The organism is Pseudomonas sp. T8 (assembly GCF_024610635.1).
In the GTDB taxonomy this organism is placed as follows: Bacteria; Pseudomonadota; Gammaproteobacteria; order Pseudomonadales; family Pseudomonadaceae; genus Aquipseudomonas; species Aquipseudomonas chlororaphis_I.
The window spans coordinates 1,034,886-1,056,716 of record NZ_CP102374.1 but is presented as its reverse complement, the minus strand read 5'-3'; the positions used below and the strand labels follow the sequence as shown (position 1 = coordinate 1,056,716).

Genomic DNA, 21,831 nt, shown 5'->3' with positions numbered 1-21,831 from the left:
CAACCTTCCCGGATAGAAGTGCTCGCCGGACAAAACTGTTCCCGGTTTCTCCCCCTCCATCAAAGACTTGCGCCCCGATACAGAGTTGGGGCGGCGGCGAACGGCTGTCGATCGGAGCGATAACCCCGGATAGGACCCAGTCCTTGTGTTCAGATATTGCCGTGGAGATTCTGCTTGATTCTCTTTTTTAATTAAGTTTTATCTTATGAGTGCAAAGGAAATATCTTATAGATATTGGGTTTTCGTTAAATATATTATTTCGCGAGAATTCGTGAGTGCGTATCTTTCTCGATTGGTGATCATAAATATTTATTTAACTTGGAGTCTGTGCTGGTGAAAGGCAGATGAAGGGTTGGGCTGGGGGTAAGAGGAACATAATTGAATTAAGAAACAGGCACGCTTTTCGGCTTTGGCCCAAGGCAAAGGATTTTTAATCGTAGTCTTGTTTTTAGTGGCGAGAGAGTCTCTCGTTAAAATGCGGCGATCAGTTTAGACGTGAAGGCTCACTCTAATAAACCTTAAGGATATCGTATGTTTTCTGCCTCGCCTTACACCAGGATCTTCTGGGATGAATATATTATCAAGCCGCAGTCATGCGAATATAACCTGGTTCTGGATCAGGACATCGAAGGTGATCTGGATTTAAACAGGCTGTGTTTGGCCGTAGAGGGTATAAGTCGAGACTATATTCTGTTTAATCATGTTCTCGATGAAAAAGATGGACAGCTTTTCTGGGTGAAAGCCGATAACCCCATAACCCTCGAGTATTTCGATTCACCCTGCGATGCCCAATCCCTGGTACGTACTCCCTTTGACCTCCGCCAAGGGCCTCTCTGTCGCTTCCATCTGATCAAGACTGGCGAACGACGTTACAACTTTCTTGTCGTCGTACACCACGTGCTACTGGATGGCCTGTCTGGCGACGAGTTTTATGCCTTGTTATCTGAATATTACAACAAGGGCCCGCTTGGGCTCGCGCCGGCAGAGGCGTTTAGTGATCTCCTCGATTTATATGCGCGCTATGAAGATGACGTTGCTCAATTGCGTGGGCGGTTTGACTCGACCGGGTTCTGGCGCGACTTGTTGTCTGGTTGTCCGCGGCGTGCCGAGTTGCCCTGCATATCCTCCGGACAGAGGCAAGAGACAGCGGGCGAAGTGCGTTTTGATGTCTCGTTCGCCGACTGGCGAGATCTGAAGGCCGGGATCAAATATGCCAATCATTTTCTAATATTCAAGACGTTGTGGGCGATCTTGATTGCCCGTCAGACGGGGCAGGAAAAAGTTTGCATCGCCTATCCTGTCGCAGCGGAAGGAGGGGAAAAAGTCTATTATGGCGGGCAGGTGAATACCGCGGTATTTCCCTTGGCGTTACTTGCTGATTCGAACTTTTCAAGCTTGTATAAAACGACCCTCGACTATACGAAAAAACTTAAGGTCTCGGGACGGCTGCGCCACTCCAAGTTGCCGGTTCATTACATGCTCAGCGAGAGTCCGGTTGCCGAATTGAACGTCAGTTTTTCCCAGGGTTTTCTGAAGAATTTTCCGTTGACATTTGATGGTTGCCGGGCACAGGTCAATCATCGCTTCAATGACGACCTGGCAGGCACTGAATTGTTGTTGGAGTATCAGCAGTCGAAAGACGCCTTTGAGTTCAGGCTCAGGTATGACGCGAATCTATTCGACGCGGTACAAATGGCTGAACTCGCGGAGCAATACCAACATTTGCTGTGGTCGTCACTAAGCGAGCCGGATCGGCCGCTTTCCACGCTGCCATATTTATCCGAAGAGCAGGCGCAGCGTCTAGAAAATCAATCCAATAACGACAGTGAAGTGCCGCTGGAGCACGTCACGACGCTGTTCGCCGGTTTTGAGGAAAATGCCCGTCTTTACCCCACGCGGATGGCATTGGTCGACAGCCGGCAGGCATTCAGTTATGGGGAGCTCGCGCAGCGTAGCAGCGGCCTGGCGCGTAGGTTGCGTGAGGAATATCTGCGTATTTGCGGCGAGGAAATGCCGGCCGATACCTTGATCCCCTTGTATGTGCAGCGGGGGGCCAACGCAGTCGTGGCCATGCTGGCAATCATGAAGGCTGGCGCGGCCTATGTGCCTTTGGACCCTTACGCCCCCGCGCAACGGCTGGCGTATATCCTGAGCGATGTGGGCAGCCCCATTGTCTTGACCGAAACGGCTCTTGAGAACTCATTGAAGGAAAGTACGGCCGATAGCTACTGCCTGCTGATCGATCGGCCGGGAGACCGAGTGTCTGGCAAAGAGCCGATACTGCTTCCCGAGGTGAGCGGCGAGCAGTTGGCTTATGTCATTTATACCTCCGGGACAACAGGGAAGCCCAAAGGCACGCTGTGCGAACATCGGGGTGCCGCGAACATGATTCTGGGTCATGGCCGCCGGCTGCTGAGTCGTGAGCAGGGTGTTCTGAACTGTCTGCAATTTGCCACCCTGGCCTTCGACGCGCATGTGTTCGAAGTCTTCATCGCTCTTAACAACGGGCATCGCCTGTGTATCGCCAGCGAACCCCAGCGCCTGGATCTTGAGCTGCTCACCGCGCAGATGCGCGAGTGGCAAATCAACTTCTGCCTTCTGCCGCCCGCACTGCTGGGTCCCCGTCCTCTATTGCCGGACTCTCTGCGTTGCCTTGCCGTAGGCGGGGAGTCGACTTCGCAGGATGTGCTCGATCACTATCTGGCGGCGGGTTTGCGGGTTGCCAACCTGTATGGGCCCACCGAAGCCTCGGTCAGTGTGAGCATCAACCTGTATCGAAATAATGGTGCCCGCAATATTGGCCTGGGCATTGCCAATATGCGCTGCTACGTGGTGGATGAGCATTTTCACCCGCTGCCATTGGGGGTTGAAGGCGAGCTTTGCCTGGCGGGAGTCGGCCTTGCCCGCGGTTATCTCAATTTGCCGGAACTGACGGCCTCGGCGTTTATCGAAAACCCCTTCAGCCAGGATCCGGACTACCGTCGGCTGTATCGCACCGGCGATCGTGTGCGGCGCCTGGCTGATGGCAGCCTGGAATACTGTGGCCGAGCGGACCAGCAGGTGAAAATTAACGGTTACCGCATCGAGTTGGGTGAGATCGAGAGTGTGATGCGTGCCGTGCCGGGAGTGGCCGAAGCACTGGTCACGGCGCGCAAGGAGCCTGCGCCGCAGCTTCAGGCCTGGTTCGTCGTCGCTTCCGGCAGCGATCTGACGGTCGAGGGGTTGTGGCGGCAGTTGAGTACCCAATTGCCGGCCCACATGGTGCCAACGGCGATGATGGCGATCCCGAGGATCCCGCTGACGGTCAGTCGAAAAGTGGATTACCGAGCGTTGCCCGAGCCGGCGATGATCGATCAGAGTGTCCCTTTCCGCGCGCCTGGCAATGAGTTGGAAAGCCGGTTGCTGGCGTTGTTCAACCGCCTGCTTGGTAGCCACGCAGGCATTGACCATCACTTCTTCCGCTTGGGCGGCAACTCGATTCTGGCGATCAGGTTGTGCCATGAAATCTATAAGGCCCTTGGCATAAAAGTATCGGCGCTGACACTGAACCGGTATCCGACGGTGGCGCTGCTGAGTGAGCATCTTGCCCAGCAAGAGCGGACGCTGTCGGAACCCTCGATCGCAAGGAGCGGGCGCAGCGAGGCGCGGCTGTCTTTCCAGCAGTCGCGCTTGTGGTTTATGGAGAATCTGTCGGGTGGCGCCACGCATTACCTGTCGCCGGTGCTGTTGCAGCTGTCCGCCGATGCCGACTGCGCGACCTACATCAAAAGTTTACAGGCGGTGGTGGCTCGTCATCAGGTGCTGCGGAGCCTGATTCGCCAGGATGAAACGGGCGAGGCGTATCTGCATGTCACCGAGCAGGAGCTGGCGGTACCGATCCATTCGGTGACGCAAGTGCAGTTCACTGCCTGCCTGCAACAGGCGCTGCAGCAGCCGATTGACCTGCTGCGCGATCTGCCGTTGCGGGCAGCGATCTACCGCTACCGGAATGAGGTCGGGGCAGAGGTTACGGTGAGTCTTCTGGTGTTCCATCACATTGCTTTCGATGGCTGGTCAATGGACGTGCTGCTGCGGGAGCTGGCGGCGCTTTATCAATATTTCCTCGGGCAAACGGAACAAGCTCCCCCGGCGCTTGATGTGCAATATCTCGACTATGCGGTTTGGCAGCGTGAGCAGTCCGATGACCGGGCCAGTGCCGAGGCCCTGGCATTCTGGGATCAGGCGCTGGATGGCTACCAGCAGCTGGATATTGCTCCGGATTACCTTCGCCCCACGTTTTTTGATGCACGCGGCAGTCACTGCGAGGTCCTGCTGACTGCATCCTTGGTGGCAGCACTCGAGTCGTTGGCCCGCAAGGAAGGGGTTACGCTGCATGCCGTGCTGTTGGCCGGCTTCACCCTGTTACTGGCACGTTATACCAACCAGGATGACATCGTGGTGGGGACACCGTTGGCCAACCGCAGCCAGCCGGAGTTGGAAAGCCTAATCGGCTTTTTCGTCAATAGCTTGCCGCTGCGCAATCGGGTGCCTGACGAACTCTCGGTGTGCGAGTTTATCCGCCAGGTCGCGGCCAATACGGCGCAAGTGCAACAACATCAGAGCTTTCCGCTGGAGCAACTGGTGGATCGCCTGGGAGTGCCACGGGACTTTTCGCGGCATCCACTGTTTCAGGTGATGTTCGCTCTGGAAAGCACGGTGGGCGCCGCTTGCCCGGATTGGCTTTCGGTGGTGGATCTGAGTGCGTATGAGCAAACGGCCAAGTTCGACTTGACCCTCACGTTGACGCCCGTTGCCGGGCGGATCAATGCCCGGTTTAACTTCGCCACCGCGCTGTTCAGCCAGGACACGATCAGTCGCCTGGCCGGCTACTACGTCACGGTCTTGCAGCAGATGGTCGAGGGGGCCGAGCAGCCGCTGAGAAGCCTTGGCCTGGCGAGCGCCGCGCACATGCAGACGCAGCTTGCGATGGCTGAGGAGCGGCGTTTCGAGTATTCGTTCGAGCGTACTCTGCAGCACGATTTCATCCGTTACGCGCAGCAGCATCCGCAGGCCGTGGCGGTGATCGATGAGCTGGGTGAAATGACCTATGGAGAGCTGTATCTGGCGGCCCTGACGCTGTCTACCCAGTTGCGCTTGCAGGGCGGCATGACAGGTGAGGCGATTGCGATACTCGCGGACAAGGGACGCCTGCAGCCTGTGGCGATACTGGCGGCGCTGATGTGTGGCAAAGCCTTCCTGCCGATGGATAAAGGCTGGCCGTTGCAGCGCCGCCTGGGCGTGATGGCCCAGGCGAGCATCAATACCCTGTTGAGCAGCGAGCCATGGGAGACGTCGCAGATCAATGTCGTCAGCCTGAGCGCCACAGGGCAGGCCCTCACGCAACCACCGCCGGCGCGGCTCTTGCCTGCCGTCGATGCCGCTGCGGACAGCCTGGCCTATATCATCTTTACCTCTGGTTCTACAGGCACGCCAAAAGGCGTGGCGATCGAGCATCGCAGTGTGGTGAATATGCTCGAAGGTACCCGTCGTTATTTCGCTATCGACGCGTACGACCGCAGCCTGGCCCTCAGCGCGCTGAGTTTCGACCTGGCCATTTTTGACATCTTCAGCCCTCTTTCAGTGGGGGGCGCGGTCGTCATGCCGGCCGAGAACGATCGGGTCAACCCGCAGGCCTGGTATCAATCGATCATCAACCATCGCGTTACGGTGTGGCTGAGCGCGCCCGCGCTGCTGGAGCTGTTGCTGGACTATGTCGGCAATGCCGGACTTCTCTCCGGCCCGGTACCCGCGTTGCGCGCGGTGATGGTAGGGGGGGACTGGATTGCCACGTCATTGCCTGAACGCTGTCGGCAGTGGGCCCCGCACAGCCGTTTCTGCAGCGCCGGTGGCGCAACGGAGGCGGCGGTCTTCTCGATTCTTTATGAGGTCCCGCCGGAGCCAGTCCGGTCGGTCAGCATTCCGTATGGCAAGCCGTTGCCACACGAGCGTTTCTATGTTCTGGATACCGAAATGCGACCGCTGCCTGTGGGGGTGAAAGGCGAGATGTATATCGCCGGTGAAGGGTTGGCGCGCGGCTATTACGCGGATGCACAGCGCACCGCCGACAGCTTCTTCTGGCATGAGCACTTGCAGGAACGCGTCTACCGTACCGGGGATGCCGGGCGTTTCCTCAGCGACGGCAACCTCGAGTTCATGGGGCGGATAGACCAGCAAGTCAAAATCAACGGTTACCGCATTGAACTGGGGGAAATCGAGAACATCACGCTGTCCTATCCCGATATAACCATGTGTTGCGTGGTATTGATTCAGCATCCGCAACCTTATCTGGCGGCCTACTTGGTCGCTACCAAGGCGGTGGACATTCAAGCGCTGAGTCAGTATCTGCGTGGTGAGTTGCCGCAATACATGCTGCCAAAGGCGTTTATCCAGCTGGACAGCATGCCGCTGACAGAGAACGGCAAGATCGCCCGAAAATCGCTGCCGCTCCCCGAGAGCGAACAACGCCCCCTGGTCGCCGCCGAGAGTGATCTGGAGCGCGAGTGCTGCCTGATCTGGGGGGGATTGTTGAGGTTGGAGCGCGTCAGCGTGGAAGACAACTTCTTCTCCCTGGGCGGCAACTCCATTCTGGCAATCCAGGCCTGTTACCAGATCAGCCGCAGGTTACGGAGGGAGGTCACCCTGGGCGAACTGGGGCAATATCCGACGATCCGCGCCTTGTGCCGTTACCTCAAGCTTAACGGCAATGAGTCCGGGCCTTTGCTGATTCCGGCGCTGCAGCGTGATACCTGGCCACTGTCGTTCTCGCAGATGCAGCTGTGGTTTATCGAGAAGCTCAACGGTGGCAGCAATCTGTACCACGTACCGATGCTGTTCCGCCTGAGCGCCGAGGTCGATCTGAGCGCTTATCGCCAGAGCCTGAAGTCCATCGTTGCCCGCCATCACGTGCTGCGCAGTGTCATTTGCCAGCCGTCGGCTCTTACCGCATTGTCGAAGTTGACCGACAACGAGTTGCGGGTGCAGCAGTTGCGGCTCGATGCCGCTGGCTGGCAACAACAGTTGCTCGGCGACATTGACCGGCCATTTGCTCTCGATTCGGAAATTCCCCTCAGAGCCAGTCTCTATGAGGTCCGCCAGCCTGACGGCAGTACGATCTTGTACAGCCTGATTGTCGTGCATCACCTGGCCTTCGATGGCTGGTCACAAAACCTGTTCCTGGAGGAGTTGCAAAACCTCTATGAGTCGTACCGACGAGGTCAGCAACCGACATTGCCGGACCCGCTCCTACAATATGGAGATTACGCTTGCTGGCAGCGTGAATACCTCGATTCGGCTCGGTTGTCAGAACTGAAAACCTTCTGGCAGCACCAACTGCAGGGCTGGCAAACGCTGGAGATGCCGCTCGATTTTGTGCGGCCGGCGCAGTTTGACCACCGCGGGGCCAACCATGGCATTGTATTGCCCGAGGCGCTGATGGCTCGGGCCGAGCAGTTCATTCGACGGGAAGGCGTAACGCCTTTTGCGCTTTTCCTGTCGGCATTCAATCTGCTGCTCAGCTGTTTCAGCGGCCAGCAGGATGTTCTGGTCGGTACGCCGGTAGCCAACCGACCGACGACAGAAACCCGATCGGTAGTGGGTTTCTTCGTCAATACCCTGCCGTTGCGCACGCAGATCAACGACGAGATGCCGTTGTCCGAGTACGTGCGCGAAGTCTTCAAGTCTGTGCTTCAGGTGCAGAAGTATCAGAGCCTGCCGCTGGAGCAGTTGATCGATGCTCTGCAGGTACCACGCGATCTGTCGCGGCATCCGCTATTCCAGGTGCTGTTTGTGCTGGAGGATGACGGGCAGACCCCGAAGTTGCCTGATTGGCTGGAGCCGCAAAGCCTGATGGAGCAGTACCAGGCGGCAAAGTTCGACCTGACCCTGAACATACAGAAAGAAGGTGAGCGCGTGCAGGCCGTATTCAACTACGCGACCGCGCTCTTCACTGCCCCAACCATGAGCTGCCTGTCTCGGTACTATCTGCGCATTCTTGAACAGATCGTCGGGGAGGGGCATTTGCGGATCAATCAGCTGGAACTGGTACCCGCTGTAGAGGTCCGGCGGCAGCGCGAAGCCTGGAAGTCCTGCCCGCCAGCCTATGATTTCGAACGGGCGATCCATCACGATTTTATCCAGCATGCCCGGCAGCAGCCGCGAGCCATTGCGATTATCGACGGCCTTGGCGAGCTGACTTACGGTGAGTTGTATCAGGCTGCTCTGACTCTGTCGTTGCAACTGCGCCAGCATGTGGACATGGACGCCGAGACCATTGCGGTCATGGTCGACAAAGGTCGGGCCCAGATCATCGCGGTGCTGGCGATCGTGATGTCCGGCAAGGCTTACCTGCCACTGGACAGCTCCTGGCCGGAAGGTCGGCGGCGGGATGTTCTCAGGCAGTCGCAAACCCGGGTGGTGTTCAGCAGCAAGCCATGGAAGGAGGAACCCGAGGCCAGGCTGCTATTGATCGATCCATACGGTGCGGTTGCCATGTTACCCGCCGCGAGTATGGGTGAACCCATGCTCCCCGACGCGTCTGAACTCGCCTATGTCATCTTTACTTCAGGTTCTACCGGTGTCCCCAAGGGCGTCGCCATTGAACATCGGGGGGCGGTGAACAGCATTGTCGACACCATTCAACAGCTCAATCTCAATGCCCTGGATCGTGGCCTGGCCCTTAGTGCTCTGAGTTTTGATATTTCGGCGTTTGATATTTTTGGCCTGCTGTCGGTGGGTGGCACCATGGTGATGCCATCGGAAGCGGAGCGTTACCAACCGGATGCCTGGCATCGTTTGATGGTGACCCATGGGGTGACGTTCTGGAACTCCGCGCCTTCGGTGATGACATTGCTGGTGGAGTACCTCGAATCCGTCCAGGCCGATGAAAATGGCTGGCCGATGCTACGTACGGCGGTATTGGTAGGGGAGGTGATTGCCAAACCGCTACCGGCGCGTATCCGCCAATGGAACCGAGGTTGCAGGGTGGTCAGTGCCGGCGGCGCGACGGAAAGTTCCATCTGGTCGATTCTCTACGACATTCCGGATGCTCCGATACTGGCGCCGAGCGTGCCTTATGGCAAAGCCATGGCGCATCAGCGCTTTTATGTACTGGACAGCCACATGCGCTTGCTGCCGCCTTGCTTGCCCGGCGAGCAGTACATCGGTGGGGCAGGCGTTGCCCGAGGCTATTTCCGCAATGAGCCGATAACCCGGGAGCGATTCATCTACCACCCTGAACTGGACGAGCGGCTTTACCGGACCGGGGACGCGGGACGTTATCTACCTGACGGTAACCTGGAGTTCATGGGGCGCATGGACTTCCAGGTGAAAATCAATGGCTACCGGGTCGAGTTGGGGGAGGTGGAAAGCCAGGCTCTGGCCTTTGACCCGATAAAATCCTGCTGCGCCATCGTCTGCAAGGATGAAGTTCAAGAGCGTCTGGCGTTGTACTACGTCTGTGACGAGCCGCTGGTGGAGTCCGAGCTGCTGGAGTCCATGAGTCAGCGGTTACCGCTGTACATGATCCCGACCGTCTTGATACGCCTGCCGGCGCTGCCTTTCAACTCCAGCGGCAAGCTGGATCGCAAGGCGTTGCCCGCCCCCGGGCAGAGAGAGCAGAACCACTACGTCGCACCCGCCAATGGACTGGAACAGCAATTGTGCGAGCTGTGGCAGGTCACCCTGAAGCGCGAGCAGGTCGGTATGGCGGATGACTTCTTCAGGTCGGGAGGCACTTCGCTCATGGCGATCTCGGTCTGCATGAAGATGTCGGAGTTGCTGAAAACCTCGATCCCTGTCGTCAGGCTTTTCCAGTGCCGTACGTTGAGAAACCTGTTGGCGGTCACTGAAAGTGGCCTGGTGATACCGTTGAATCCGGCAGAGAGCGGCGCGCCAGTGTTGTGGATGATTCATCCGGCCCTGGTTGGGGCCGAAGTCTTCTATCCCCTCGCGCAGGAGTTCCAGGGCAGGATGAACTGTCAGGGCATCGATAATCACAACCTTTATCACCAGCCGACGATCAGCTCACTTGGGGCGCTGGCTGACCGGTACCTGGATGAAATGATTGTCAATGGACTGCAGGTGGATACCGGCAGGGTGCATATCCTTGGCTGGTCGCTGGGCGGGTTGATTGCCCTGGAAATTGCCGCCAAGTTGGAGCAACGGGGAGCTACCGCTGTTTCGCTCTATCTGCTCGATAGCTTCTACCAGCAGGGCACGGCGGAGATTCCGCTTGCCGCACTGCTGCCAGTGCTGGGGCTTACGGGAGCCGCCGCCGAACGTGCCCGGAGGGTCGCCGAAGTGGAGGAGCAGTTGTCGCAAGGGCAGTTGAGCGTCAAATTGCAGGCGACGACGGTCACGTTGTTCAAGGCGATGCAGGCCAATCCGCAGTTGCCGGGCTCTGTGATGAAGTCGCTTGTTGCTGTCACGGATAACGGGTTGGGCGCGGCTTGCTCGCAGCTGAGCGTCGTCCCGCTTGCCTGCCATCATCACAACATTCTGGAATCCAGCGACGAGATCATCAGGGTCATGACCGGATCAATAATCTGAGAAGGAAGCTCGGCAGCGGCCATGTGGGTCGCTGCCGGTCCTGAAAAGAGCCACGGTATGACAAGATGATTGGACTTGACCCCATCGAGCTGGCAACGCATTTCATTACGGACGGCATCGGCATGGTCTGTCTCCTGCTGGACAGAGGCCGTATTGATCTGGGGCAGTTATTGCAACATGGTGCTGAACTGCCTGTAGACATTCAACATAGTGTGCACACGAGGAGAGTCGAGTACCTGGCGGGCCGCTATTGTGCCCGCCAAGCGCTTGGCCAGCTGGGAGCCGCTACATGGGCAGTAGGGCGCAAGGCCGATGGTGCACCCGACTGGCCCGAGGGCGTTCTGGGCAGTTTGTCTCATACGGAGGAACGGGTTATTGCCTGCGTGGCGTGGCAGTCCGAATGGAGCGGGCTGGGTATCGACATCGAAAAGATCGTGGGTACAGAGATGCTCCTGTCGCTGGAACATCTGGTCTTCACCCAGACGGATAAATTGCAGATGCAGGCATCGCACTTGAACTTACTTGAAACCGCTACGCTGATCTTCTCCGCAAAAGAGGCGTTTTATAAGTTTATCCATCCACAAACGTATGCCCGTCTGGACTTTAAGGATGTGTCTCTGCAGGCAATGGATAGTGACGGGTTTACCATCGAGCTTCATAAGGATCTTGGCGCGCCCTGGGGAAAGGGTAGGCGGGTGCGAGGGAGTTACCTGTTCGAGTCGAACCATGTAATTACCCTCATCGCCAAGTCCAGGACTCATCCTGATAGTTAATTCTGAGTGAGTCAAAATGTCGCAGGGGGGGGTACTAAAAGCGCGGAGGATATATCAGATGAATAAGAAAGACGGATCACTGGGTAGTGATCCGTCTTTTCCGTTTATTCCGGCATGGCCCAGGATTGCAGTTTGTAACCTTCCTGGCTCAGTTCGGCGCGGGCCTGTTTCAGCAGGTCTTCCAGTTGCGCCGGGTCGGAGTAGGCGCTGCTTGGAATCTGTTTGCGGCCAATACGGGTATTGGTGCGGTCGATGACGGTCAGGCTCAGTTCGCCGTTACCGTCTTGTGGGGCCCAGGCGACGCATTGGAATGGCTGGAATGCGCGGTCGGCGATCAAAAGTGCTTCGTTGATACGGAGCGGGGCGTTCATGGGGTCTTCTCTCTATGTGCCCAATCAAATGATGTGCCGTCGGTTGGGCTTACCGTTCGGCTGGTTACTTGTACTGATGTCTCGAACCAGGGATCAGGTCACATAGAAAGACCAGAATTTACAACTTTTGTTCACACCCGCGATGCAGAGCCTTCTTTTGAAAGCTGAATGAAAGATTGGCGCACGGAATTAAACCAGGCTTTTGGATCCATGTAACAGTTAGTCCAAATGGTGATTGGCGCTATAAACAATCGATACAAGACCCCCGTCAAGTAATTGCTAATGTTACAGCCAGGTTTGCCAAACTACTGTTTCTAATAACTTTTCCTCTTTTTGGCGCCAAGGAACAGTCATGCTTGAAGCGACCGCCTTACGCCGCCTTTTAGTGGTTGACCCGTGCGACGATTGCCATCGTCTGCTGCCTGGATTACGCACGGCGGGCTGGGATGTCGACAGTTGTGACCTGGAGGCGGCCGTCGATCGCGGCTGTGACGTCGGCTTGCTGCGTTTGCAGGCTTTTCACCTGGAGCGACCGGAAGCGGTCAAGGACCTGATCAGCCGCAGCGGCACCGAGTGGATCGCGGTGCTCAGCCCGGAGGTGCTGCGCCTGCAGAAAGTCGGCGATTTCGTCTGCGAGTGGTTTTTCGATTTCCACACCCTGCCGTTCGATGTCTCGCGGGTCCAGGTGACCCTCGGGCGGGCCTTCGGCATGGCCCGCCTGCGTGGCCAGGGGCACATCCATGTCGCTCAGCCCGAGCATGAGTTGCTGGGCGACAGCCGACCGATCCGCGACTTGCGCAAACTCTTGAGCAAACTGGCGCCCACCGAGTCGCCGGTGCTGATTCGCGGCGAAAGCGGTACCGGCAAGGAACTGGTGGCCAGGACCCTGCACCGCCAGTCGCAGCGCCACAGCAAGCCCTTCGTGGCGATCAACTGTGGGGCGATCCCCGAGCACCTGATCCAGTCCGAACTGTTCGGCCATGAGAAGGGCGCGTTCACCGGCGCCCATCAACGCAAGGTCGGGCGTATCGAGGCGGCCCATGGCGGTACGCTGTTTCTCGACGAAATCGGCGACCTGCCGCTGGAGCTGCAGGCCAATCTGTTGCGCTTTTTGCAGGAAAAACACATTGAACGCGTGGGCGGCAGCCAGCCGATCCCGGTGGATGTACGGGTGCTGGCGGCGACTCACGTCGACCTCGAGGCGGCGATCGACAAGGGGCGCTTTCGCGAAGACCTGTATTACCGCCTGAACGTGTTGCAGGTGGTTACCGCACCATTGCGCGAACGGCATGGCGATATCGGCATGCTGGCCAGCCATTTTTCCCACTTCTATAGCCTGGAGACCGGGCGCCGGCCGCGCAGTTTCAGCGAGGACGCACTGGTGGCCATGGGCAAGCACGACTGGCCGGGCAATGTCCGTGAGCTGGCCAACCGGGTGCGGCGCGGCCTGGTGCTGGCCGAGGGCCGGCAGATCGAGGCCCGGGACCTGGGGCTGCTCAGTCCGCAGGCCAGCATCGCGCCCATGGGCACGCTGGAGGACTACAAGCACCGGGCCGAGCGCCAGGCCCTGTGCGATGTGTTGAATCGGCACAGCGACAACCTGAGTGTCGCGGCCAGGGTGCTGGGCGTATCGCGCCCGACCTTCTACCGGTTGCTGCACAAGCATCAGATCCGCTAGGGCGGTGCGACGAAAAGGCCCGCGGCGAGGTGATCGCCGCGGGCCTTTTTTTGCCTGGTGTTTAGAAGTAGTAGGGGAATTTCAGGCTGAAGGTGAAATCCGGCGCATCGTCGGTCAGGCCGATGGACAGGTTGGGCACTATGGTCAGGTTGTCGGTGGCCGCCACGGTCATGCCGACGTTGAAGTAACCGGCGTTGGCATCGCTGGACACCACGGACTGCCAGTCGCCGCCGTCTTCCTTGAGCTTGCTCTTGCGCTGGACCAGGTCCGAGAAGGAGAACGACATACTCATCTTCTCGTTCAGGGCGAAGGCGATGCCCATGCCGATCTGGAAGCTGTCGCCGAGCTTGACCTTGCCCGGGGTCTTCAGGTTGACCGTGGAGCTGATGTCGTCGAAGGATTCTTCCAGGTTGTGGGTGTAGGAGAGGGTACCGAACAGCACCGCCGGGTCGAAGGTCTTGACCAGTGTGATACCGGGGGTGATCGACCAGACGCCGTTACCGGTCGGCAGGTCATCCGGGACGAACAGGTTGGTGTTGTCCTGGACCTGGCGCAGCTTGATGCCGAACGGCTCTTCGCCGGTCGGCGCCTTGACGCGCAAGGACAACACCGCGTCCGGGGTATTGACCGACTCGTCGAGGAACTTGTAGGCGATGCCGAAGTTCACGTCGCCGAGGGTCGGGTCCTTGGACACGGTTTTTTCGCTGGTGACGCCCGCCGCGCCGTTCTGGGCGCCGCCGGACTGGTAGGTCGACTCGCGGTAGATCACCGGCACGTTGACATCGAACTGCCAGCGGTTGTCCAGGTTGTAGCGGGCCGTGAGGTCGAGGGTCCAGTTGTCGGCCTTGATCCGGTCCAGGTTGATGTTGCCGAGGAAGATCGAATCCAGCGCCAGGAAGCCGTTGAGAATCAGCTGCCGGGTGTCGTAGCGGGAGTAGGTCAGGCCGGTCTCGACACTGAACTTGCCGCCGCCGAAGAAGCCGCTGGCTTCGTCGTACAGGTTGGACACGCTCTGTGCCGGTTGCGAATCATCCCTGAGCGATTCCCCGTAGGAGCTACCGCCGGCCGGGGTCGGGCCTTTGCTCGTGGTCCCGGCCACCTGCTGGTTGCCACGCATGTCCGCTGGCGACTTGGCCAGGCGTTTCGGTGGTGGCGCCGCCGGTTGCTCCTCGACCTGGCGTACCCGTTGTTCCAATACCGCCAGGGCTTTCTGCTGCACTTCGTAACGTTGCTTGAGCTCCAGTAATTCTTGTTTCAGGGCCTCTACGTCGGCATCAGGCGCTGCCTGCAGCAGTGCAGCCGGGAAGAGCGTGCTCAAACATACAACTGCGCGCAGCGAGACTGATCGATACATGAGTAAGCCGTCCCTTTGAGCCTAATGATCGAGAATCAGCGTAGTTCAATATCCCAGGTTGCGAAGGCCCTTGAGCTGGGTCAGGTTGCAATCCAACGCGCCAGTACTCGCCCCGTTATTGTTGAGCACCACGTTCAGTTGGGTCATGTTGCTGACCAGGTTGCTGTCGCCCAGCAGGCGGGTGTTCTGCAGCAAGCCGCCCTGGGCCACTTGTTGCACGGCCGAGCCCTGGTTGTTATTGGCCTGGATGGCCATCTGGATGCCGCCACCGGTGGCGGACACGGCCACGCTGCCCGCGGCGTTGCTGCCGCTGATGGTTTGCCCGCTCATCAATAGCTGGCCTTGCGCCGGCACCAGCGCCGGAGCATGGCTGGCTTCCTTGACGTCGATGGAAACGTTGTTATAGGCGCTATTGCGGTCGCCCGCCGCGCGCACGCTCTGGGTCACACCCTGGGTGGTGGCCAGGCCCGCGCCGCCGATCACGTTGCCCGAGCCCTGGGTCGGCGTCGAGCCGTTGCCGGTTTCGGTGATCGTGGAGACATAGAATTCCGGCTTGATCGTCGATTGCTGGATCTGCATCGAGGTCGTGGCGCCGATCAGATCGCCCGAGGCGTTGCGCCAGGTGCTGCTCATGACAATGCCGAAGCTGATGATCCGCCCCGGCATGACGTAGCGACCGCGGAGCTCGGAGAGTTCCTGGTCCTTGATTTCTATAGGCTTGAACCCTGCGTTGGCGTACGCAGGAAAACTTGTGACCAGGCAGGCAGCGGCCAGCCAGTAAGCGCTTTTCATCTGCTGCTCCCGGAGCATCCTGCCCCTTTATCCTTAGGGCGACCCTAGAAGAAGTCGCTCTGAATGAAACCGAATTCCATCAGTTCTGCGTCTTTGACCGGGTTGAAGGTATCCAGCTTGTTCTTTGCGGTCAGCGGGTTGGGCGGGTCGAGCAAGGCGTTGGCCTTGTCGTAGCCGGGGCCGACGATGGCGAAGACGATACCGTTCCAGCCTTTGACAAAGTCTTCGTGGGAGTAGCGTTTATGGCCGAGGACGGGGTCGCCGATATAGACCCAGTCTTTGTATGCCCGCTGCATGACCACGAAGTGCTTGTAACCACGAATGTCCATCAGTACCACCACCGGAATGGAGACCGCCTGCAGTTTGTCGGGAGGTATCCGGTAGCCCCGGGCGCGCATGCCGATGCTTTCCAGGTAGCGCTTCATGTCCAGCATGGAGAAACCCTGGGTACGCACAAGGTCCTGGTCGGCGGTGGCCAGCATGCCCTTGATGACCTGCTCCTCATCGACGTCGAGCCAGTAGGCCTGGCGCAGTACCGTCGCCAGCGCGGCGGCGCCGCAACTGAAGTCGGTTTTCTGCTCGACCAGGTCGGCGAATTTGCGCTCCCGCACGCTTTGCACCTGCTTGTACACCAGGTTTCCGCCCGGCAATACGGCCACTGGCATCTGTGCGGCCTGAGCCAGGCCCGTCAGACAAAGCAAAAGGGAGAAGGTCGCCATTCGCATGATCGCTACGCCTTGTGGGACTGTGGAAAAGCCCCGTTTCCGGGGCTTTCGTCACGCTCGTGATTACAGGCAGGCTCTGCAGCCGGCAGCGATGGACAGCGAGTTGCTTTGTTGGTTGCCGACACCCGCCGAGACGTTGGCGCCGCCGTTGCCGGAGAAGCCGTTCATCGAGCCAGACATCGACGCGTTGTTGATCACAGGGTTTTTCCAGCCGTCTTTGGTCAGCACTTGCTTCGTCCAGACGCCGGAAAGTTCGATCGTGCCTTGTTCCTTGAAGGTGAACTTCTGATCGTCGTTATCGTAGCCACCACTACGATCGCCGTAGCCATGATGACCACCGCCATGGTGATCGTCGTCGCCCTGGATCTTGCCGTAGCCGGTGCCTTTGTAGGTGCCGGAGGCATTGAACTCACTGGTAAGGGTGTCTTTTTTGTAGGTACGCACACCCTTGTTGTCCACGTCCAGGCCAGTGACGGTCTGGTCGGCCGAAGCCGATGCGGTCGCTACGCGTCCGCCGGATACGGCGATTGCCAGGTTGTTTTTCTGTTGGTTGAGGTCGCCGGCGGTGACGTTGATGCCGATGTTGCCGGAGCCGCCGTTGCCAGCATTGTCGAGTGTTGCGTTGTTTTGCGTGGACCAGTTTTTCACCGTGTTGTTGGTGTTGGTCTGGGTAGCGCTGGAAGTGGCTACCGCGCTGCCGAAGATGAAGCTTTCATCGGCGGTGGCCAGGGCGACGGCGTTGTCTTGTTGGTTGCCGGCGCCGGCAGCCACGTTGGCGCCCATGTTGCCGTTGGAGTTGTTCATCGAGTCGCTGGCGTCGGCGTTGTTGTTGGTGCCGCGGTTGCTGACGCTGTTGCCCGAGCTGAACTGCTCATCGGTTACGTTGGCCGCGGCGCCGGCGGTGATTTGCAGCTTGGTTTTGAGGTCTAGACCGTCGTGGCCTCCATGACCGCCATGACCGCCATGACCACCGTGGTGACCATTGTGACCGCCATGGCCACCGTGGCCGCCATGACCGCCGTGACCTCCGTGATTGTCGTCGTTGCCCGCATGTGCGGCGATCGCCATGACTGCGGCGAGGGCAAAAACCAGTGGCTTGAGAGCCATTGTAGGTTTCATGGTGTTTCTCCGTGCTTATTTAGTTGGTTAAGTGTTGGTACCTTCCAGTCGCACTGCTGCGGGTCAGTCAGCGACCCGTATGCTCAGGGTGTTAGCCATTCGGTTCCCCACCCCGGCACTCTGGTTCACCTGAATCACTCCCCGGCTGCCGGTGAAGGCCTGGTCGCTGGTAACGACCTGGCGGCTGCCTTTGGAAGCGTCAGTTGCTCCCGAGCCTGGTAACAGCGCCACGTTCTGCTGGGACAGGACGCTGTCGTCGATGCTTTGCGGCTGGGCACTGATGCTCACCCGCATTGCGTTGACCATCTGGTTGTTGGCCCCGGCTCCCTGGTTCACGCCCAGGACCCCGTTGCCGTTGCTGAAAGCGTTGCCGCCGATGCTGCTGGTGGCGTCGATCGCGCTGCTGGCCGGCGTGCCGAGCTTCTGCCGGACCACGGTGGTGGCCTGGGCGTCGGTGCCGATGGCGATGGCGCGCGTGTTGGTCTGTTGCTGCTGGTCGCCGGCGGCCTGGTTGACGTTGAAGTTGCCGTTGTAGCGGGCGCCGGAGTTGTGAAGGGTGGCGGTGTCCACCGCCTGGATGCCTGGGTCGGCCATTGCCGAAGGGCAGCCGAACAGGGCAAGCAATACGAGGGTGCGAATCATCTCATTGGCCTCCGGCCAGTCTGCCCAAAGGAGCCAGGCCAGAATTCAGCGAGCGGTTGATGGTGCCGGAGATGGCGCCACCGCTGCCGCCGCCGTGGCCGGCGCTCATGCCGGCCATGCCGTTGGGGTTGGCGACGCTGTTCAGCCCCTGCAGGTTGACGCCGTTGGGCATGACGCTGCTGCTGATCGTGGAACCGCTGCTGACCCCGGCAAAATCGCCGTCGCTCAATTCGGTGTTGCTGGTCATCTGTTTGACCCGGGCCGAAGGGTTGGCATTGACGGTGGTCGGGTAGGGATCTGGATGCAGCGGAGGGCGGCCGACGCTACGAGGTTGAACGTCGCGGTCGAGAACGATCCTGCCGTCCCTGATGTCGTCGGCAGCCTGGACCGGGAGGCTGAGCAGCGAGCCGATGGCGCAGCCGATCAGCAGGAGGTGGGTCAGAGCTGAATTGCGATTCTCCACGGCAGCATTCCCTTCTTCTGTCGCTGGCCCTAGCCGGCGTTGCGAGGGTAGAGAGCAGAAGCCGTGCCGCTTTTTTGATTGTTTCAAAAATTCAACAGGTTACGAATAACCAAGGGCGTTACAGGGACAGGAGTGTTTCAACGATGAGACCGGTGCCGCCTCCGGCAGCCCGGCAGTACCGTGGCGACGCTCTGGATCGGGAGGCTCGCGTCGGGCTGTATCAGCGTTTTAACAGATGGCTGAAGGGCAATGAGAAGCCCTTTGAATTGGCCGCTTTGCGCAGCGGCGGGTGTTTCAGGAGTGGACATTTGTCCTGCTTGCGCAGGAGAAAAAAACGCGGACACGAAAGGTATTCGGTCAACCCTGAAGCAGGCGCTCGACCAGCTCGAATGCCCGTTGCCGACGGGCTTCCCAATCGCCGCGAATCACTTCGAAGGGCTGCTGGTGTTGCACCAGCCAATCACCGGTGGCCTTGAAGAAGGCCAGGCGCTCGCTCAGTTCGGGTTGGCAGCGCTGGCCGTCGTTGCTCCAGCCGACATCTTCCGGGGAGAGTAGCAGGTGCAGGTCATAGCAGCGAGCCAGCAGCTCGGGTTCCAGCCAGTCCGGGCAGGCGCCGAACAGGGCCTGGCTCCAGAGCATATTGCTCAGCAGGTGCGTGTCGAGAATCAGCAGCGGCGGGTGTTGCGCCCGGGCCTGGTCTTCCCAGGCCAACTGGCCGCGGGCAATCTCCGGGATATCCGCCAGGCAGGTGTCGCGCCGATGCTGTTCGATGAAATGGCGGACGTACTCGCCCACCTGGATGCCACCGAAGCGCGCCTGCAAGTGGCCGCTGAGCCAGCTTTTGCCACTGGACTCGGGGCCGGTCAGCACCAGGACCTTCATGCCGGGCGCAGCGCCGGGTCGGCCCGCCAGGCACGCCAGCCCTGCACGGCCAGCAGGGTGAACAGCCCGTACAGTGCCGCTGTCAGGTACAGGTCCTTGTAGATGAACAGGCCGACAAAAATCACGTCGACGGCAATCCACAGCGGCCAGCATTGCACGCGCTTCTGCGCCATCCACCATTGCGCCACCAGGCTGAAGCCGGTCAGCGCGGCGTCCAGCCAGGGTTGCGCGGCATCGGTCCAATGGGCCATGGCCGCTCCCAGCAGCAGGCTGCCGACGGCTCCGAGGCTCAGGCCGAACAGCATCGAGCGGGGCCCTAGCAGGCTGACCGGACGCCCCTGATGGCTGGCGCCGCCACGGGTCCATTGCCACCAGCCATAGAGTTGCAGGGCGGCGTAGACCACTTGCAGCAGCATGTCCGAATACAGCTTCACTTCGAAGAAGATCCAGCTGTACAGCAGCACCATGACCAGGCCGATCGGCCAGCACCAGGGGTTCTGTCTGACTGTCAGCCAGACGGCGATCACGCCGAGTGCAGCGGCGAACAGTTCAAGCCCGGACATGAAAACTACCTGGAAGCGGAGGAGGGTGCGGATTGTAACCAGAAGCGGCCTTGCATGTTAGTGAAGGCCGGCAACCGTGGCGGGGCGAACCCCGCCAACGGAACGTCTCAGACCCGGAACTGGCGCAACAGGCCGTTGAGCTGCTCGCTCAGCTCTTTCAGGTGCAGGCTGGCGGCACTGGACTGCTCGGCCGCCAGGGCCGTGCTGTGGGACAGGCCGGCGGCCTGGGTCACGTTCTGGTTGATGTCTTCGACCACATGGGCCTGTTGCAGGGTGGCGCTGGCGATGGAGGCGTTCAGCCCATTGAGGTTGCGCAGGGCCTGGCCGATGGCGTTCAGGCTTTCACCGGCCAGCCCGGCCTGCTCGATGGTCTGCTGCGAAGCCCGGCTGCTGTCGCCGATGACTTTCACCGCGGCTTCCGAGTGCCCTTGCAGGCGCTCGATCATCGACTGGATCTCGGCGGTGGACTTCTGCGTCCGCTGGGCCAGCAGGCGCACTTCATCGGCCACCACGGCAAAGCCACGACCCTGTTCGCCGGCCCGCGCGGCTTCGATCGCCGCGTTGAGCGCCAGCAGGTTGGTCTGTTCGGCGATCGAGTGGATCACCTCCAGCACGCTGCCGATCTGGGTGCTTTCCTGGGCCAGGGTGCGAATCACTTCCACGGCCTGGTCGATGGTGGCCGAGAGCCGGTCGATCTGTTGCAGGCTGCCGTCGATATTCACCTGGCCCTGCCGGGCCTGGGCCTCGGCGTCGCGCATCTCGCTGGCGGCGTGCTCGGCATTCTTCGCCACGTCCTGTACGCCGTAGGTCACTTCGTTGATGGCGGTGGCCACCAGCTCCATCTGCTGCGACTGCTGCTGGCTGCGCTCCTGGGCCTGGCTGGCGTTGCTGCCCAGGTCGGCGGAGGATTGCGCCAGGGCGCTGGCCGACACCTGCAACTGGCTGACGACAAGACGCAGCTTGGCGGTGAAGCCGTTGAAGTGCCGGGCCAGTTCGGTGACTTCGTCCTGGCCGTGGGTGTCGAGGGTGCGGGTCAGGTCGCTTTCGCCGCTGGCGATGTTGGCCATGGCGTGCACGGTTTCCTGCAACGGGCGGACGATGCTGCGAGCGATCAGTAGCACCAGCAGGGCCATGAGCAGGGCAATGGCGATACCGACGACCGAGGCTTTCACCACCTGGCTGCGGAACTCGGCCTGCACGTCATCGATGTACACCCCCGAACCGATGATCCAGCCCCAGGGCTGGAACAGCTGGACATAGGAGGTCTTCTGCACTGGCTCGCTGGCGCCCGGTTTCGGCCAGCGATAGTTGATCATGCCGGCGCCCTTGGCCTTGGCGATGGCCACCATTTCGTTGAACAGGGCAAGACCGTCCGGGTCGCGAATGGCCGAGAGGTTCTGGCCGTCGAGCTTGGGGTTGGTCGGGTGCATGACCATGACCGGGGTCAGGTCGTTGATCCAGAAGTAGTCGCTCTGGTCGTAGCGCAGGCCGCGTATGGCGCTCAGTGCCTGCTTCTGCGCCGTCGCGCGATCGAGGCTGCCGGCGCTTTCCAGGCCCTGGAAATAAGCCAGCACGCCGTTGGCGGTCTGCACCACATGCTGGGTCTTCTGGACCTTGGCCTGGTACAGGTCCTCATTGATCTGCTTGAGCATCAGCATGCCCAGGGTCATCAGCATCAGTACCGCCACAATCAGGATCAGCCACAGCCGGCGGCTGATCGACATTCTGCGTAAGCTGTTCATGAATCTGTCACTCCCGATTGTTGTTCTTGTAATGGAAACACCCTGTACATCCGTCATGCGCTCCTTGCAGTCAGGTCCATCGGATTCTCGCAACGCGACAGCGTTTCTCGCGTCTGTCTGCTAGGATTTCGGCCTCATCGCGA

At 59.7% G+C, this 21,831-nt stretch carries 13 protein-coding genes; 3 read left to right on the top strand and 10 right to left on the bottom strand.

All coding sequences use genetic code 11. The annotated features are described in order from the left end of the window. Positions 1-531 precede the first annotated feature (531 nt). Positions 532-10,584: a non-ribosomal peptide synthetase gene (locus NRG23_RS04515; protein WP_257373836.1), complete on the top strand. Its 10,053-nt coding sequence runs from the start codon at positions 532-534 to the stop codon at positions 10,582-10,584. Positions 10,585-10,649: 65 nt separating this feature from the next. Next, a complete protein-coding gene (locus tag NRG23_RS04510; protein WP_257373834.1) occupies positions 10,650-11,357 on the top strand; it encodes a 4'-phosphopantetheinyl transferase in 708 nt (235 codons plus the stop codon). 104 nt (positions 11,358-11,461) lie between these two features. On the opposite strand, the gene NRG23_RS04505 is transcribed toward NRG23_RS04510, so the two are convergent. Continuing rightward, complete coding sequence (locus NRG23_RS04505; protein ID WP_009048883.1) at positions 11,462-11,728, bottom strand: hypothetical protein; 267 nt, start codon at positions 11,726-11,728, stop codon at positions 11,462-11,464. 352 nt (positions 11,729-12,080) lie between these two features. Here NRG23_RS04505 and NRG23_RS04500 point away from each other — a divergent pair, with 352 nt between their 5' ends. Further along, positions 12,081-13,406: a sigma-54 dependent transcriptional regulator gene (locus NRG23_RS04500; RefSeq protein ID WP_009048884.1), complete on the top strand. Its 1,326-nt coding sequence runs from the start codon at positions 12,081-12,083 to the stop codon at positions 13,404-13,406. 61 nt (positions 13,407-13,467) lie between these two features. Here NRG23_RS04500 and NRG23_RS04495 read toward each other — a convergent pair whose 3' ends face one another. From NRG23_RS04495 to NRG23_RS04455, 9 genes are all read right to left on the bottom strand, one after another. Continuing rightward, the gene (locus NRG23_RS04495) at positions 13,468-14,760 is read right to left on the bottom strand and encodes a transporter (protein ID WP_009048885.1); all 1,293 of its coding nucleotides are present in this window, start codon (positions 14,758-14,760) and stop codon (positions 13,468-13,470) included. Between the two features lie 45 nt (positions 14,761-14,805). Next, complete coding sequence (locus NRG23_RS04490) at positions 14,806-15,552, bottom strand: hypothetical protein (protein WP_041984085.1); 747 nt, start codon at positions 15,550-15,552, stop codon at positions 14,806-14,808. Positions 15,553-15,596: 44 nt separating this feature from the next. Then, positions 15,597-16,277 carry a C39 family peptidase gene (locus NRG23_RS04485; protein WP_009048887.1) on the bottom strand — a complete coding sequence of 227 codons (681 nt, stop codon included), beginning with the start codon at positions 16,275-16,277 and terminating at the stop codon, positions 15,597-15,599. Between the two features lie 63 nt (positions 16,278-16,340). Continuing rightward, positions 16,341-17,396 carry a hypothetical protein gene (locus tag NRG23_RS04480; RefSeq protein WP_009048888.1) on the bottom strand — a complete coding sequence of 352 codons (1,056 nt, stop codon included), beginning with the start codon at positions 17,394-17,396 and terminating at the stop codon, positions 16,341-16,343. Between the two features lie 63 nt (positions 17,397-17,459). Beyond that, positions 17,460-18,038, bottom strand: coding sequence for a hypothetical protein (locus tag NRG23_RS04475; RefSeq protein ID WP_009048889.1), 579 nt, complete (start codon positions 18,036-18,038; stop codon positions 17,460-17,462). Position 18,039: 1 nt separating this feature from the next. Continuing rightward, positions 18,040-18,501, bottom strand: coding sequence for a hypothetical protein (locus NRG23_RS04470; protein WP_009048890.1), 462 nt, complete (start codon positions 18,499-18,501; stop codon positions 18,040-18,042). Positions 18,502-18,858: 357 nt separating this feature from the next. Continuing rightward, positions 18,859-19,383 carry an AAA family ATPase gene (locus NRG23_RS04465; protein WP_009048891.1) on the bottom strand — a complete coding sequence of 175 codons (525 nt, stop codon included), beginning with the start codon at positions 19,381-19,383 and terminating at the stop codon, positions 18,859-18,861. Beyond that, positions 19,380-19,946, bottom strand: coding sequence for a nicotinamide riboside transporter PnuC (gene pnuC / locus NRG23_RS04460; protein ID WP_009048892.1), 567 nt, complete (start codon positions 19,944-19,946; stop codon positions 19,380-19,382). The genes NRG23_RS04465 and pnuC overlap by 4 nt, the downstream gene beginning before the upstream one ends. A gap of 107 nt (positions 19,947-20,053) precedes the next feature. Next, complete coding sequence (locus NRG23_RS04455) at positions 20,054-21,688, bottom strand: methyl-accepting chemotaxis protein (RefSeq protein ID WP_038632252.1); 1,635 nt, start codon at positions 21,686-21,688, stop codon at positions 20,054-20,056. Positions 21,689-21,831 lie beyond the last annotated feature (143 nt).